Genomic DNA, 15,919 nt, shown 5'->3' on the forward strand with positions numbered 1-15,919 from the left:
GTAAAATTTTACTTCGGAAGCTCGCCGAACGCCGTGAGAACAGGGGCTTTCTCTTCACTCGTCCGAGTCAATATCCACCTTTGTTTGACAGGGCAGGGCAAATAGTGGCAGCAAATCAAAGGGGAAGGAGAAAATCGCATGGCGCGCAGGCCGGAGACCAACAACAGGCTGGACGATGCTGCCCGGGCTGGCTGGCTATACTATGTCGCCGGCCGAACGCAGGACGAGATTGCCTCGACCATGGGCATCTCGCGGCAATCGGCGCAGCGCCTCGTTTCCCTTGCCATGGCCGAGCGGCTGATCAAGGTTCGGCTCGATCATCCGATCGCTGCCTGTCTCGAGACGGCCGCCCGGCTCAAGGAAAAATATGAGCTGAAACACGTCGATGTCGTGCCGAGCGATCCAGGTTCGAGCTCGACGACGGTCGGCATCGCCGAAGCCGGCGCGGTGGAGATCGAGCGGTGGCTGAAATCGACGGACCCGGTGGTTCTGGCGATCGGAACCGGGCGGACGCTGAAGGCAACGATCGACCAGTTGCCCTCGATGGAGTGCCCGCAGCATCGGATCGTGTCGCTGACCGGCAATATCAGGCTCGATGGCTCGGCCGCCTATTACAACGTCATCTTCAGCATGGCGGATACGATCAAGGCGCGGCATTTTCCCATGCCCCTGCCGGTTCTCGTTTCGTCGGCCGAGGAGCGCGAGGTCCTTCACAACCAGAGTCTCGTAAAGATCGCGCTCAAGCTCGGTGCAGAAGCCAATGCCGCTTTCGTCGGCGTGGGCGAACTCGGACCGGACGCACCGCTCTGCGAGGACGGCTTCCTGGCGCGCGAGGAAATGGAGCGACTGACGGCAGCCGGTGCTGCAGGGGAGATTTGCGGCTGGATGTTCGATCACGACGGCGAACTGCTCGCCGGCAGCATCAACGAACGCGTGGCCTCCATTCCGCTTCCGCCGCGCGACCGGGCATCGGTCATCGGCATTGCCAAGGGCAAGCGCAAATACGAGGCGCTCCGCGCTGCGCTCAAGGGCCGCATCATCAACGGCCTTATCACCGACGAAACCACTGCCGACTTTCTGCTCGGCGCATGATTCAGGCGAGATTGACTCGCGCGATGTCGAGCTTCGGGAGCGCCGCAGTCTAGGTTGCTGAGCGCATTTGATCCGCCGCACTCGACAAAAAATCCATAGCTAAAACAGTTCATTAACAGTTTCAGGTGCGTCGCAGCAACGAATGCGGATTGACATTTTGCGTCAATGGGTGAGTAATTGCCCATGAGCAAGGCAAATGCTCAATTTCTTCTGGGAGGAAGTCGATGAATTTGAGAACTTTCCTGCTGGGCACGTGCTCGGCAGTCGCTCTGGCGGGTCTGGCCCAAGCAGAAACCCTGACCATTGCGACCGTGAACAACGGCGACATGATCCGGATGCAGAAGCTGACGGATGATTTCACCTCGAAAAATCCGGACATTCAGCTCGAGTGGGTAACGCTCGAGGAAAATGTGCTGCGCCAGCGCGTGACGACGGATATCGCGACGAAGGGCGGCCAGTACGACATCATGACGATCGGCACCTACGAAGTGCCGATCTGGGCCAAGCAGGGCTGGCTCCTGCCGCTCGACAACCTTGGCGCTGATTACGACGTCGATGACCTGTTGCCGGCGATCCGCAGCGGTCTGACGATCGACGGCAAGCTCTATGCCGCGCCCTTCTATGGCGAAAGCTCGATGGTGATGTACCGCAAGGACCTGTTCGAGAAGGCCGGCCTCACCATGCCCGATGCCCCGACATGGGACTTCATCGCGGAAGCTGCCCGTAAGATCACCGACAAGGACAGTGAAATCTACGGCATCTGCCTGCGCGGCAAGGCCGGCTGGGGCGAGAACATGGCCTTCCTGACGGCCACGGCGAACGCTTTCGGGGCGCGCTGGTTCGACGAGAAATGGCAGCCGCAGTTCGATCAGCCCGAATGGAAGAATGCGCTCGACTTCTACGTCAAGCTGATGAATGACGCGGGCCCGCCCGGTGCCTCCTCCAACGGCTTCAACGAAAACCTGTCACTCTTCCAGACCGGCAAGTGCGGCATGTGGATCGACGCGACGGTTGCCGCTTCCTTCGTAACCAACCCGAAGGAATCGACGGTCGCCGACAAGGTCGGTTTCGCGCTCGCGCCCGATACCGGCCTTGGCAAGCGCGGCAACTGGCTCTGGGCGTGGAACCTTGCGATCCCCGCTGGCTCGCAGAAGACGGAGGCGGCAGAAAAGTTCATCGCCTGGGCAACCGGCAAGGACTACCTGAAGCTCGTCGCAGAGAAGGAAGGCTGGGCAAACGTACCGCCCGGCACCCGTACCTCCCTCTACGAAAACCCGGAATACCAGAAGGCCGCGCCTTTCGCGAAGATGACGCTCGACTCGATCAATGCCGCTGATCCGAAGAACCCGGCGGTCAAGCCGGTGCCCTATGTCGGCGTGCAGTTCGTCGCAATTCCGGAATTCCAGGGCCTCGGTACTGCCGTCGGCCAGGTGTTCTCGGCAGCGCTTGCCGGTCAGATGAGCGTCGATCAGGCGCTTGCCAGCGCGCAGCAACTGTCGACCCGCGAAATGACCAAGGCAGGTTACATCAAGTAAGGCTCCCAAGGGCCGGGGCGCTGGCTGGAACCGGCTGGCGTCCCGGCAACTCCCAGAGCGGGATGGGGAAAAGCGGAACGGGTTTTCCGCTTCCCGCTCTGACTTTTTTGGATCGGTCACGGCGCGTCCGGTATGCGCGGTAAGCCGCGCCAGCCTTCATGGGACAGCGTTGACAATTACGGGAGGACGCCATGGCGACCTTGCACACCCGCTCCGCCGCGCGGCTGATGATCGCGCCCTCGGTGCTTCTGCTTCTGGCCTGGATGATCGTTCCGCTGGCCATGACCATCTATTTCTCGCTTCTGCGCTATAATCTGCTGATGCCGGGAATGGAGGAGTTCGCGGGGCTCTCCAACTACACCTACTTTCTGACCGATCCGGCATTCTTCCAGGCAATCTTCAACACGCTCGCGATCGTCCTCGGCGTGCTGTTCATCACGGTGATTGGCGGCATCGCTCTTGCGCTGCTTCTCGACCAGCCGATGTTCGGGCAGGGGATCGTGCGCATCCTGGTGATCGCACCCTTCCTGATCATGCCGACCGTTGCGGCACTCGTCTGGAAGAACATGTTCATGAACCCGGTGAGCGGGCTCTTCGCCTGGCTCGCCAAACTCGTCGGCCTGCAGCCCTTCGACTTCCTCGCCAATGCGCCGCTCTTCTCGATCATCCTCATTGTCGCGTGGCAATGGCTGCCCTTTGCGACGCTCATCCTGTTGACGGCGCTGCAGTCGCTCGACGAGGAACAGAAGGAGGCCGCGCAGATGGATGGTGCCGGCGCCTGGAGCCGCTTCTTCTATCTGGTGCTGCCGCATCTCTCACGGGCGATCACCGTCGTGATCCTGATCCAGACGATCTTCCTGTTGTCCGTCTTTGCGGAAATCCTCGTCACCACCAACGGTGGCCCCGGTACGCAGAGCACGAACCTCACCTTCCTCGTCTATGCGCAGGCTCTCCTGCAGTTCGACGTGGGCGGCGCGTCCGCTGGCGGCATCATCGCGGTCATCCTCGCCAATATCGTCGCATTCTTCCTGATGCGCATGATCGGCAAGACGCTGGAGGCTTGATAGTCATGGCACGCAATGTCTCGACCCGACGCAAGCTGGTTGTCACCGTCGTCGCCTGGACGATTGGCATCCTCATCTTCTTCCCGATCCTCTGGACGTTCCTGACGAGCTTCAAGACGGAAGCACAAGCGATCGCCTCGCCGCCGGCATTCCTCTTCTTCGATTGGACGACCGAGAACTACTTCGAAGTGCAGAGCCGGTCGAATTACTTCAAGCACTTCATGAACTCGGTGGTCGTCTCCTTCGGCTCGACGCTGCTTGGCCTCATCATCGCCATTCCCGCGGCCTGGGCCATGGCTTTCGCCCCGGCGAAGCGCACCAAGGACGTGCTGATGTGGATGCTGTCGACGAAGATGATGCCTCCCGTCGGCGTGCTGGTGCCGATGTATCTGATGTTCCGCAACTCGGGGCTTCTCGACACCCGCACCGGCCTGGTGATCGTCCTGACGCTGATCAACCTGCCGATCATCATCTGGATGCTCTACACCTACTTCAAGGAGATCCCCGGCGAGATCCTGGAGGCGGCACGCATGGATGGTGCCTCGCTTGCCAAGGAGATCATCTATGTGCTGACGCCGATGGCGATCCCTGGCATTGCCTCGACGCTGCTCCTCAATATCATTCTCGCCTGGAACGAGGCGTTCTGGACCTTGAACCTGAGCGCGGCGAAAGCGGCACCGCTGACCGCCTTCATCGCCTCCTATTCGAGCCCGGAAGGCCTGTTCTACGCGAAGCTCTCGGCCGCCTCCACGATGGCGATCGCCCCCATCCTCATTCTCGGCTGGTTCTCGCAGAAGCAGCTCGTACGCGGCCTGACCTTCGGCGCGGTCAAATAAGGATACGACCATGGGAAGCATCACACTCAAGAACGTATCGAAAGTCTTCGGCGCCCACGCCGTCATCCCTTCGATCGACCTCGATATCAACGACGGTGAGTTCGTCGTCTTCGTCGGACCGTCCGGCTGCGGCAAGTCCACGCTGCTTAGATTGATCGCCGGCCTGGAGGACGTCAGCGACGGCCAGATCGTCATCGACGGCAGGAACGCCACCGAGCTGCCGCCGGCAAAGCGCGGCCTCTCGATGGTGTTCCAGTCCTATGCGCTCTATCCGCATATGAGCGTGCGTTCCAACATCGCCTTTCCCCTGAAGATGGCGGGCGAGGACAAGGCGGCGATCGACAAGAAGGTGGCGGACGCCGCGCGGGTGCTGAACCTCACCGACTATCTCGACCGCAAGCCGCGCCAGCTTTCCGGCGGTCAGCGCCAGCGCGTGGCGATCGGCCGGGCGATCGTTCGGCAACCGGAAGCCTTCCTGTTCGACGAGCCGCTTTCGAACCTCGATGCGGCGCTGCGCGTCAACATGCGGCTCGAAATCAGCCAGCTTCACCAGCAACTGAAGACGACAATGGTCTATGTCACCCACGACCAGGTGGAGGCCATGACCATGGCCGACAAGATCGTGGTGCTCAATCGCGGACGCATCGAGCAGGTCGGCTCGCCGCTCGATCTCTATCACAAGCCGGACAATCTTTTTGTTGCCGGCTTCATCGGTTCGCCGAAAATGAATCTCATTTCCGGCGCGCCGGCAGCCGCCTATCAGGCGCACACAATCGGTATCCGTCCCGAGCATCTGGCGCTTTCCGAGGAACAGGGAACGTGGCGGGGCACCGTCGGTGTCGCCGAACATCTCGGCTCCGACACCTTCCTGCATGTGAATGCGGATGGCATTGGCACGTTGACGGCGCGCGTCAGCGGCGACTTCGGCGTAACCCATGGAGATCCGGTCTTCCTGACGCCGGACGTCCAGCGCCTCCACAAGTTTGACGACAAGGGATTGGCAATTCGATGAAACGTCTTGAAGGGAAAAGCGCGCTGATTACCGGATCCGCGCGGGGTATCGGCCGTGCCTTCGCCGAGGCTTACGTGCGCGAGGGGGCAACCGTCGCGATCGCCGACATCAATATCGACCGGGCGAAGCAGACGGCTCAGGAAATCGGACCGGCGGCCTACGCCGTGCAAATGGACGTGACCCGACAGGAATCGATCGATGCGGCGATTGCTGCCGTTGTCGAGCACGCGGGCGGCCTGGATATCCTGGTCAACAATGCCGCTCTTTTCGATCTGGCCCCAATCGTCGAGATCACCCGAGAAAGCTACGAAAGACTTTTTTCGATCAATGTCGCCGGCACGCTCTTCACCCTGCAGGCGGCGGCCAAACAGATGATCGCGCAAGGTCGCGGCGGCAAGATCATCAACATGGCGAGCCAGGCGGGCCGCCGCGGCGAGGCGCTGGTGGCCGTCTATTGCGCTACGAAGGCGGCCGTCATCAGCCTTACCCAATCGGCCGGGCTCAATCTCATCAAGCATCGCATCAATGTGAATGCTATTGCCCCCGGCGTCGTCGACGGCGAACACTGGGATGGCGTCGATGCGCTCTTTGCCAAGTACGAGAACCGTCCGCTCGGCGAAAAGAAGCGCCTGGTCGCCGAGGAGGTGCCTTACGGACGGATGGGTACCGCCGAAGATCTCACCGGCATGGCGATTTTCCTGGCCTCATCGGAAAGCGACTACGTCGTCGCCCAGACCTATAACGTCGATGGCGGTAACTGGATGAGCTGAGGCTTCGTTGCAGGACGAGTCCTCGAAAGGAACGATAGGATGACGACCAAACTCTCCCTTGCCACACTCGAAACAGTTAAGGCCAAGGCCGGCGTTCCGAAATATGGTCGGCACGATCTTCGCGCCGGCATCGTCCATTTCGGCGTCGGCAACTTTCACCGCGCCCACCAGGCCGTCTATCTCGATGATCTCTTCAACCTGGGGCTCGACCGTGACTGGGCGATCATAGGGGCCGGGGTGTTGCCGTCGGACGAGGTGATGCGGGCCAAGCTCGAAGCGCAGGATTTCCTGACGACAGTGGTCGAGCAGGACAATAACCGCACGGGCGCGCATGTCACCGGCGCGATGATCGCCTATCTCAAGCCCGGTGATACGCCGGCGATCTTGGCGCAGCTCGCCAGCCCGTCCATTCGCATCGTATCGCTGACGATCACCGAAGGCGGCTATTTCATCGATCCGGCGTCTGGCGTCTTCAATCCCGCCCATCCGGCCATCGTCGAGGACGGGCGCAATCCGACTTCGCCGAAGACGGTCTTCGGTCTCATCTTGGCGGGCCTTGCCGAGCGCAGAGCGAGGGGCATACCGCCCTTCACCGTCATGTCCTGCGACAACATTCCTGGCAATGGCGAGGTGACGCATGCGGCTGTTGCCGGCCTTGCGCGCCTCTCGGATCCCGCCTTCGCAGACTGGATCGATGCCAATGTCGCCTTTCCGAACGGCATGGTCGACCGCATCACGCCCGCCACGGGCGCCCGGGAAATCGATTTCGTCGCCTCGGAATACGGCATCGGCGATGCCTGGCCGGTCTTTTGCGAAGAATTCAAGCAATGGGTGCTGGAGGACCATTTCCCGCAAGGCCGCCCGGCCTTGGAAAAGGTCGGCGTCCAGTTCGTCCCCGACGTCGCTCCTTATGAGCACATGAAGATCCGCATCCTCAACGGCGGCCACGCCGCAATCGCCTATCCAGCGGCATTGCTCGATATCCATTTCGTCCACGAGGCCATGGAGGAGCCGTTGATCCGCGGCTTCCTGGCGAAACTCGAGCACGACGAAATCATCCCGGTCATCCCGCCGGTCCCGGATACGGATCTCAACGATTACTACAGGCTCATCGAGACGCGCTTCGCCAACCCCAAGATCGGCGACACGATTCCGCGGCTGGCTCAGGATGGTTCGAACCGCCAGCCGAAATTCATCCTGCCGTCGACCGCCGACCGCCTGCGCCGCGGCGAAGATGTGATCGGGCTGTCGCTGGTCTCTGCCCTCTGGTGCCGCTATTTCGCCGGCAAATCGGACAGCGGCAAGGATATTGTCTTCAACGATGCAAGCGCCGACCGGCTGCACGCCGCCGCCCTGGCAGCCAAGGAAGACCCGATGGCGTTCCTCGCTCTTTCCGATATTTTCGGTGACGTCGCCCGGTCCGACCTTTTCCGGCGCCGTTTCGCACACGCATTGAAAACCCTCTGGGAACAGGGCACGCGCGCAACGCTCCAGCTCTATCTGGACGACAAACTCGAGGGATAACAATGGCGGGCAGCGACTCCAGGCTGGTGATCTTCGACTGCGACGGCGTCCTGGTCGACAGCGAACCGATCTCGCTTGCCGTTCTTGTCGAGGCGCTGGATGCCGCAGGAGTATCGATGACGACGGCCGAGGCGAGCGAACGCTTCCTCGGCCGCAGCCTTAAAAGCATGTCCGCCATACTTCATGACGAACACGGTCTTGCGACCGACGACGCCTTTCTCGAAGGCATGCGCACGCGCCTTTATGCGCGCTTCCGCGAGGAACTGAAGCCCGTTCACGGCATTCGCCGGGCGGTCGAACAACTCGACGGAGCCTGCTGCGTCGCGTCGTCGAGCCAGCCCGAGCGCATTCGTCTTTCCCTGACGGTGACCGGATTGATCGATCTCTTCGAGCCGCACATCTTCAGTGCCAGCATGGTCGCGCTCGGCAAGCCGGCGCCCGATCTCTTCCTCTATGCGAGCGAGCAAATGGGCTACGCGTCCGCCGATTGCGTCGTCGTGGAAGACAGTCCGGCCGGCATCGAGGCAGCAAAAGCGGCCGGCATGCGCGTCTTCGCCTTCGCCGGCGCCAGCCATGCGCGCAACGACCGGCACAGGCAAGCGCTGGCGCAACTTCACCCCGATGTCCTGTTTGACGATATGGGCGAATTGATACAGTTTGTCCGGCAATAAGTCGGAGCGGGATGGCGGCAATGCAGCGTGCCTACGTCCCGTTCTGACCTCTTAAATCATCGTGATCTCGGGACGGAGACATCCATTAATGCGCGAATATGTCGTCGCGGTCGATATCGGCACCGGTAGCGCCCGTGCCGGCATTTTTGACCGGAAAGGCAAGCTTCTCGCGCGGGCCGACAGGCCGATTGCCATGAACCGGCCGGAAGAAAACCACGCCGAGCAGGATTCCGAGGACATCTGGGCGGCGGTCTGCGGGGCGGTCAAGGCGGCACGCGGCCACGCCGGCGTCGCTGCGGAGAATGTCGCGGCGATCGGTTTCGACGCGACCTGCTCGCTGGTCGTGCGCGACCGTGACGGCGCACAGCTTTCAGTCAATCGTGCCGGTGACGCGCGCTGGGACACGATCGTCTGGCTCGATCACCGAGCGCTCAAGGAGGCCGATTTCTGCACGTCGACAGAACATCCCGTCCTTCACCATTCCGGCCGCGTGATGTCGCCGGAGATGGAAATGCCGAAGCTGATGTGGCTGAAGCGAAACCTTCCAGCGCAATGGGAAAGGGCCGGTTATTTCTTCGATCTGGCGGATTACATGTCCTGGCGCGCGACGGGCAGCGCGGCGCGTTCGCGTTGCACGCTCACGGCAAAATGGAACTATCTCGCGCATAAGGAGAGAGGCTGGCAGCCGGACTATCTCGAACAGATCGGCCTTGCGGACCTTCTCGATCGAGGGGGATTGCCCGAGGAAACCCTGCCCGTCGGCACTGCGGTTGGGCGCCTGACCGAGACGGCAGCGGAAGAGCTCGGCCTCGACGCGGAATGCTACGTTGCACCAGGGCTGATCGATGCCTATGCCGGCGCGCTCGGTGTGCTCGGCAGATTTGCCGCCGAGCCCGCAAATCTCGAACGGCAACTCGCCCTCATCGCCGGCACATCGAGCTGCATTGTCGCCTTTTCACGCGAGATGAAGCCTGGCTTCGGCATGTGGGGGCCGTATTTCGAAGCGGTGCTTCCGGGCTGCTGGCTGGTCGAGGGCGGGCAGTCGGCGACGGGCGCGCTCCTCGATCATATCGTGCGCGTGCATGGCGGAGGGCGGGAACCGACCGCGGAAACGCACATGAAGATCATCGGGCGCGTGCAGGAACTGCGCGCGCTGCATGGCCCGGGCTTCGCCGATCGGCTGCACGTCCTTCCCGATTTTCACGGCAACCGGTCGCCACTCGCCGATCCGCACGCGCTCGGCGTCATCAGCGGTCTCGCGCTCGATTCATCGTTCGATGGGCTTTGCCGGCTCTATTGGCGCACCTGCGTCGCCATCGCGCTTGGAATCCGGCACATTCTCGAAATGATGAATGAGGCGGGATACAATCTCGATACGCTGCACGTGACCGGCGGCCATGTGCGCAATCCGTTGCTGATAGAGCTTTATTGCGACGCGACCGGCTGCCGCGTGGTTGCGCCCGAGACGCCCGATGCCGTGCTGCTCGGCACTGCGATGGCGGCTGCTGTTGCCGGCGGGCTTTATTCCGACCTTGCAAAGGCGGGGACAGCAATGGCGTCGGGCGGTCAGGAACGTCTTCCCGATGCTGCATCGCGCCACCTCTACGACCGAGATTATCGGCGGTTTCTGGCACTTTACCGGCATCGCGCGGAGCTGGAAGCGATGGAGTAGCCGGCGCCACTGCATGTTCTTATTCTTAAATCGTAGCCGATTTAAGAATAAGAACATGCAGCAAATTCAAAGTCCTGCGCGTCCTTTGCGCGTCTGAAAAAGACGCGCGGCGCTGCAGGCATCGATTTCATTTTTTGTGGAACCTTTTTCTTGCTCGCGCGTTAGGACGAATAGCCGGACGGTGGCGCACATCGCCCCCAATGTGACGCCGGAGGCATACCGCCGGTTGCCAACTCACATCCCCTCTGTGAGTTGATAAAGCTCAGCCAGTGCCTTTCCCTCGGCACTGGCTGTTTTGCGTTAAGACATGTGGCTTTATCGACGACAGAATCGCCGCCGTTTCCCGATTTGCGGTTCAGGCGGCCGCCTTCGTCGATTCGTTGAAGAAGAGCGCCTGGCTGATAAGCGCCTTGACCATTTCCGGGTTGAAGGGCTTCGTGACGAGGAAGGTTGGTTCGGGCCGTTCGCCGGTCAACAGCCTTTCGGGGAAGGCGGTGATGAAAATCACCGGAATGGCGCTGCTCTTCAGGATCTCGTTCACGGCATCTATGCCGGAACTTCCATCGGCCAACTGGATGTCGGCGAGCACCATGCTCGGCTTTGTTTCCTTGTAAAGCGCGATTGCCTCGTCCCGGGTGCGCGCAATGCCGGTGACGCGATGGCCGAGACTTTTGACCATCTGCTCGATGTCGATCGCGATCAGCGGTTCGTCCTCGATGATCATGATATCGGTCGCAACCTGACGGGAGATTTCCTGCGATGCCCGCTCGAGAAGCGCGCTCAGTTTGTCTGCATCGACATCAAGCACCTCGGCTGCCTCGTTAGGGCTGAAGCCTTCGACCGAGACGAGCAGGAACGCCTGGCGCGCCAGCGGCGACACCGCCGCGAGGTTGACCGATGCCCGCTGTTCCCAGGCAAAAGGTGAAACCGGTTCGGGGATCAGGACCGAGGATGACCCGAACAATGACGTATAAAGACGAAACAGGGCGACCCTGTCGTTGCTTGCTTCGGGAAAGATCGTGGTATCTGCGATGAGAGCCTCGAGAACCGCGGCCACATAAGCATCACCCGACGTTTGCGAGCCGGTCAGCGCGCGGGAATAACGGCGCAGATAGGGCAGGAGCGGCGCGATCCGGTTGGACAGTGTCATTCAGGACTCCCTCAGTCAGACTTCGGTTTTTGTCTCGACGCGGAAACGCCCGGCCGAAAAAAAGGTTCCGCGCTGGAACATTTCATTTTTTTCCTGCGTTATGATGCAGGCGAACTCTCAAGGTGACGATTGTACAATGAGATATAAATCAGGGGCAGGGCGGCCGATTGGCACAAGCTCTTCGAGCGGTAATCCAAATGCACAGATCGCAGCGAAGCTGAAGGCGCTCTATCAATCAGTGCAGGAAGAGGCCATTCCAGCACGGTTTCTCGATCTGCTGGAAAAGCTGGACGCGGCGGAACAGCACTCAACTCTGCAAAGCCAATCGGTTCTGCAAGGGAGGGAGTAGGCGCCGGGATGCCATCCGAAAACCAAGAATTCAAGCGCGAGATGCTCGCCGCACTCCCTAGTCTGCGCGCCTTTGCCATGTCGCTGATCGGTCGCCACGACCGCGCGGATGATCTCGTTCAGGACACGATCATGAAGGCCTGGGCGAAGCAGGATCATTTCGAGATCGGCACGAACATGAAGGCATGGCTCTTCACGATCCTGCGCAACGAGCTCTACAGCCAGATGCGCAAGCGTGGTCGCGAGATTCAGGACAGCGATGGCCATTTCACGGAAACGCTCGCCCACCATCCCGAGCAATACGGTTCGCTCGATCTCCAGGATTTCCGGCGGGCCCTGGAGCAGTTGCCGCCGGACCAGCGCGAAGCGATCATCCTGGTTGGTGCATCCGGCTTTTCCTACGAAGAAGCCGCCAAGATCTGCGGCTGCGCGCTCGGCACCATCAAAAGCCGCGTCAACCGCGCGCGCCAACGCCTGCAGGAAATTCTCCAGGTGCAAGGCGAGAACGACTACGGCCCTGACGAGACCTCGGCGCCCATTACCTCGCGCGCATTCGTTTCGTGATCTGCGTGCGCTCTTGAGGCCAGACCGTTGCAAGTCGACGGCGGTCCTGCTTTTTTTGCTTGGAGCACCAGGCGCTGCGGTGAGGGCGGGAACCTTCTGCAGCGCCGCGCGTCTTTTCAGACGCGCAAAGGACGCTGTAGCACTTTGAACTGCTGCATGTTGTGAACCATAAATCGGCTACGATTTACGGAGACATGCAGTGGACCCCTGATCGGTTCTGCTGCGGCGGGTGCGCGAGTTTGGAGTTGGACCGGATGCGCGAGAAGACCGAGGTGATGCTTCCAACGGTAGCGCAAGTGCTCGATGCCCGCGAACGGCTTGGCGTGCTGCATGCCGCGGTGCCTGACATGGCGGTACCGGACAGCGATTTCGACGGCCTTGCGAAGCTCGCGGCAAGCCTGTTCAGCGCCCCAATTGCGCTCGTCAGCCTCGTTGATAATGAATGGCAATGGTTCAAGGCGGCCGTCGGAACGACGGAAACGCGGCGGCGCTGCGACGAATCTTTCTGCCTCCACACGGTCGCGGACCGCGACGGTGTCTTTGTCGTGCTTGATGCATCCCGGCATCCGCTGTTTCGTGATCGGCCAACGGTGACCGGCGCGCCATTCCTGCGTTTCTACGCGGGCGCTTCCATTCTCCTGGACGGCCAGGCGGTCGGCACAGTCTGTGTCTTCGACGTGGCCCCGCGTAAGGAAATCGCGCCGAAACTGATCGATGAGCTTCGCCGGATTGCCGGTATCGCCGCATCACTGCTCAAGCTCAAGGACGAGGCGCGCCGGCGCGCCCTCAAGGAGGCGGCGCTTTCGCGCGAGGAACAGCGCCTTGCCATGGCGCTTGACGCGGCGAATGTCGGCAGTTGGCTTTGGGATATCCGCGCCGGCACGGTCGCGGGCAACAGCGCGATGATGCGCATGTTCGGACTGTCGGCTGAACACTCGGTCGGCGCCAGGGCGATCTTCGCCGCCATCCATCCCGACGACCGTATCGCGACGTTTTCCAAGCTCAGGCAGGCTATGGCGGCGAACGAGGAATATGACGGCATGTTTCGCATCCGCGACAGCGGGCGCTGGCTGCTTGGGCGCGGCAGGGTGCACGACCGCGACGGCAAGGGTGCTCCGCTGACCTTCCTCGGCATGACCATCGATGTCACGGACCAGCAGGCTTCGGTGCAGCGGACGCGGCTTCTGCTCAAGGAACTGAACCACCGCGTCAAGAATACTTTGGCGATGCTGCAGTCGTTGGCGCGTCAGACGCTTCGACAAACGAGCGATCCTGTCGAGTTCATGGCTGCATTCGCCGGTCGTCTTCAGTCCATCTCGGACGCGCACGGGCTGCTCTCCGACTACGAATGGGGCACCATCCGCCTCTCGGAGCTGATATCGAAGCAGTTGCGCCCCTATGTCAGCGACTATGCTGAACAGGTCGAGATCCATAAGGACGAAATCCTGCTAGGCCCCGATCAGGCGGTGGGCCTTGGGCTGGTGCTGCACGAACTGGCGACGAACGCCCTGAAATACGGATCGCTTTCGGTCCCGAAAGGCAAGGTCGTGCTGACCGCGCGCGGTGTCGTCGAAGACGGCGACTCCGTACTACATCTGACCTGGACCGAGGTGGGCGGCCCGCCGGTCCGCGAGCCGAGACGACGTGGCTTCGGTTCGATCCTGATCGAGCGCAGCCTCGACAAGATCATAGGCAGTTCCGTGAAAGTCGAATATCTGCCGGCCGGCGTGACGGCGCTCATCCGGTTGCCGCTTTAACAGTGGTTGCGGCAGCGGGATGAGGAGGCCGTTTACCTGTCGTAGACCTCAGTGCCTGAGTGGAAATCAACGCTGCTCGTTGCGATGACGGCCCGTGCCGAGACCGAGCAGGGCCCCGACCGCAACGGCGGTCGCCACGGCGAGCAGCGGTTGCGTTCGCAACATACCTGCGGCGGCAACGAGCGCCAGATTTGTCTGCATCGCCGCGCGGCGCCGACGCTCCTCGGCGAGCCGCCGGTCGCGGGCGCGAAGTCCTGCCATCACCGCGAAAAGGAGCAATGCTGTCACGAACAGAACGATCGCAATCGTCGCTGCAACCGCTACCGGCGAATAACGCATTGCGAGAAACAGCGTGACCGCTGCCAGGGCGAACACGTAAGCCGTGACGAGCAAGGTCGCGATGATCGCCCATAACATCGCGTTACGTCTATAGCGTGAGGTGGCAGCAGCCACATCGACTGCAAGCAAGGCGGACAAGGCGGCCCCAAGCGTTCCCATGCAAGCTACTCCGATCGCGGGTCGGGCGATGCAGGAAGTGGCCTTCCTGCGGCGGGTCGTTCACCAGGCGGACGTGCTATCGGCGCAGAAGCGCAGCCGCGATAAGGCCTATCGCCGCTGCCGCGCCGAGCGTTGCGATCGGGTGCTCGCGCACCGCCCTGCGGAGCTCCCTTTCCGTCCCGGAATAGCGGTCGCGCAAATCCGCGAGCAGTTGCTCGCCGCTGGCCAGCAGATTTTCAAGATCGGCTTCGGCCCGATCGCGCGCGCCTTTTGCCTTGGCTTTTGCGTCGTGGGAAACGGCCGCCCCGCGCTCGCTAAGCAGTCCGACGAGCGCCGCTATGTCCTCTCGAATTTCGTGGAGTTGGTCTTCGATAGGAGTTTCGCTGTGCCCGCCATTGCGTTTTCTGGTGCTCGAACTCGAGAAGAGACCCGTTGCCATGATATGAAGCTCCCTTTCGCTGCAACGCCGGCCAAGACAGCCGGCGCATGTTCCACCCCCCTCGGGCAAGGAGTGTCTCGCCCGAGATTCAGCGGAACAACGCGCGAAAGCGAGATTTGTTTCGATAAATCCTGCCGTTACCGCAAACAGTTCCTGGGAGCAGCGAAAAAGCGCGCGGGGCGGCCGGCCGCGATCAGATTGCCACCGATTGCGGCAATACGAAAGGGATGTCTCGCGTCGGAGTGGCATTGACCTGCATCCGGCAGCCGAACACGGCTTCCATGGTTTCGTCGGTCAGGACCTTCCTAGGCGGTCCGCTCGCGCGGACGCGTCCGGCCCTCATCATGACCATCTGGTCCGCGAACATCGCGGTCAGATTGAGATCGTGCATGACGGCGATGACGCCGCCCCCGCGTTCGCAGAATTGGCGCGCAAGCTGCATGATCGTCAGCTGGTGGCGGATGTCGAGGCTCGATACGGGCTCGTCGAGCAGGAGATAGCGGGGTTCGCCATCGCTGACCGGTGCCGAGATCTGGCAGAGCACGCGCGCAAGCTGGACGCGCTGTTGCTCGCCGCCCGAGAGCTCCTGATAGAAGCGCCCGGCAAAGCCCGCCAGATCGACGGCCTCGAGCGCATCGTCGGCAATGCGGTCGTTGGCGGAGTGACTGCCCGTGCCGCCGGCAGAAAGGCCGAGGCGGACGATTTCCCGCACCGTGAAGGGGAAGGAAATGACGGTCGATTGCGGCAGCACGCCGCGTTTCAGCGCAAGCTCCCACGGCCCGAGGGCGGCGAGATCATGGCCGTTGATGGTGACCTTCCCGGATACAAGCGAGAGTTCGCCGGAAACCGCCTTCAGGGTGGTCGTCTTGCCCGATCCGTTCGGGCCGACGATCGCGGTCATCTTGCCCGGAGCGGCATCGAACGAGACGCCATGGATCACCTGCCTGCCGGCAAGACGGACGGAGATATCGGAAACCTTGATCATGA

Annotated in this window: 16 protein-coding genes; 12 read left to right on the forward strand and 4 right to left on the reverse strand. The window is 61.6% G+C overall.

The window, feature by feature from the left end; all coding sequences use genetic code 11:
* Positions 1-138: 138 nt before the first annotated feature.
* The 9 genes from PZN02_RS10900 (at position 139) to PZN02_RS10940 (ending at position 10,176) form a co-directional block, all read left to right on the forward strand.
* Positions 139-1,092 (forward strand): sugar-binding transcriptional regulator, encoded by a 954-nt coding sequence (locus tag PZN02_RS10900; protein WP_280658020.1) that lies wholly within the window; start codon positions 139-141, stop codon positions 1,090-1,092.
* A gap of 224 nt (positions 1,093-1,316) precedes the next feature.
* A complete protein-coding gene (locus PZN02_RS10905; RefSeq protein ID WP_280658021.1) occupies positions 1,317-2,627 on the forward strand; it encodes an ABC transporter substrate-binding protein in 1,311 nt (436 codons plus the stop codon).
* Between the two features lie 191 nt (positions 2,628-2,818).
* Positions 2,819-3,691 (forward strand): carbohydrate ABC transporter permease, encoded by an 873-nt coding sequence (locus PZN02_RS10910; RefSeq protein ID WP_136505838.1) that lies wholly within the window; start codon positions 2,819-2,821, stop codon positions 3,689-3,691.
* A 5-nt stretch (positions 3,692-3,696) separates the two neighbouring features.
* Positions 3,697-4,527: a carbohydrate ABC transporter permease gene (locus tag PZN02_RS10915; protein ID WP_280658022.1), complete on the forward strand. Its 831-nt coding sequence runs from the start codon at positions 3,697-3,699 to the stop codon at positions 4,525-4,527.
* Positions 4,528-4,537: 10 nt separating this feature from the next.
* The gene (locus PZN02_RS10920) at positions 4,538-5,539 is read left to right on the forward strand and encodes an ABC transporter ATP-binding protein (protein ID WP_280658023.1); all 1,002 of its coding nucleotides are present in this window, start codon (positions 4,538-4,540) and stop codon (positions 5,537-5,539) included.
* Positions 5,536-6,309, forward strand: a complete 774-nt coding sequence (locus PZN02_RS10925) for an L-iditol 2-dehydrogenase (protein ID WP_280658024.1) — start codon at positions 5,536-5,538, stop codon at positions 6,307-6,309. Before PZN02_RS10920 ends, PZN02_RS10925 begins: the two co-directional genes overlap by 4 nt.
* 39 nt (positions 6,310-6,348) lie before the next feature.
* Positions 6,349-7,833 (forward strand): mannitol dehydrogenase family protein, encoded by a 1,485-nt coding sequence (locus PZN02_RS10930; RefSeq protein WP_280658025.1) that lies wholly within the window; start codon positions 6,349-6,351, stop codon positions 7,831-7,833.
* Between the two features lie 2 nt (positions 7,834-7,835).
* Entirely contained in the window at positions 7,836-8,504 is a 669-nt protein-coding gene (locus PZN02_RS10935) for an HAD family hydrolase (RefSeq protein ID WP_280658026.1), read from the forward strand.
* Positions 8,505-8,592: 88 nt separating this feature from the next.
* Positions 8,593-10,176, forward strand: coding sequence for an FGGY-family carbohydrate kinase (locus PZN02_RS10940; protein WP_280658027.1), 1,584 nt, complete (start codon positions 8,593-8,595; stop codon positions 10,174-10,176).
* Between the two features lie 355 nt (positions 10,177-10,531).
* Here the strand turns inward: PZN02_RS10940 and PZN02_RS10945 are convergent, their stop codons facing one another.
* On the reverse strand, positions 10,532-11,326 hold the full coding sequence (locus PZN02_RS10945; RefSeq protein ID WP_280658028.1) for a response regulator: 795 nt from the start codon (positions 11,324-11,326) through the stop codon (positions 10,532-10,534).
* Between the two features lie 136 nt (positions 11,327-11,462).
* Between PZN02_RS10945 and PZN02_RS10950 the strand changes: the two genes are divergently transcribed.
* The 3 genes from PZN02_RS10950 (at position 11,463) to PZN02_RS10960 (ending at position 13,995) form a co-directional block, all read left to right on the forward strand.
* Positions 11,463-11,675 carry a NepR family anti-sigma factor gene (locus PZN02_RS10950; protein ID WP_280661457.1) on the forward strand — a complete coding sequence of 71 codons (213 nt, stop codon included), beginning with the start codon at positions 11,463-11,465 and terminating at the stop codon, positions 11,673-11,675.
* 8 nt (positions 11,676-11,683) lie between these two features.
* On the forward strand, positions 11,684-12,238 hold the full coding sequence (locus tag PZN02_RS10955; protein WP_280658029.1) for an RNA polymerase sigma factor: 555 nt from the start codon (positions 11,684-11,686) through the stop codon (positions 12,236-12,238).
* Between the two features lie 254 nt (positions 12,239-12,492).
* The gene (locus PZN02_RS10960) at positions 12,493-13,995 is read left to right on the forward strand and encodes a sensor histidine kinase (protein ID WP_280658030.1); all 1,503 of its coding nucleotides are present in this window, start codon (positions 12,493-12,495) and stop codon (positions 13,993-13,995) included.
* Positions 13,996-14,061: 66 nt separating this feature from the next.
* Here the strand turns inward: PZN02_RS10960 and PZN02_RS10965 are convergent, their stop codons facing one another.
* The 3 genes from PZN02_RS10965 to PZN02_RS10975 all read right to left on the reverse strand — a co-directional run bounded on the left by PZN02_RS10965 (position 14,062) and on the right by PZN02_RS10975 (position 15,917).
* Positions 14,062-14,493 (reverse strand): hypothetical protein, encoded by a 432-nt coding sequence (locus PZN02_RS10965; RefSeq protein ID WP_280658031.1) that lies wholly within the window; start codon positions 14,491-14,493, stop codon positions 14,062-14,064.
* A gap of 76 nt (positions 14,494-14,569) precedes the next feature.
* Positions 14,570-14,932, reverse strand: coding sequence for a hypothetical protein (locus tag PZN02_RS10970; RefSeq protein WP_280658032.1), 363 nt, complete (start codon positions 14,930-14,932; stop codon positions 14,570-14,572).
* Positions 14,933-15,125: 193 nt separating this feature from the next.
* Complete coding sequence (locus PZN02_RS10975; protein ID WP_280658033.1) at positions 15,126-15,917, reverse strand: heme ABC transporter ATP-binding protein; 792 nt, start codon at positions 15,915-15,917, stop codon at positions 15,126-15,128.
* Positions 15,918-15,919: the final 2 nt, after the last annotated feature.

The sequence above is a fragment of the Sinorhizobium garamanticum genome, from assembly GCF_029892065.1.
GTDB lineage: Bacteria > Pseudomonadota > Alphaproteobacteria > Rhizobiales > Rhizobiaceae > Sinorhizobium > Sinorhizobium garamanticum.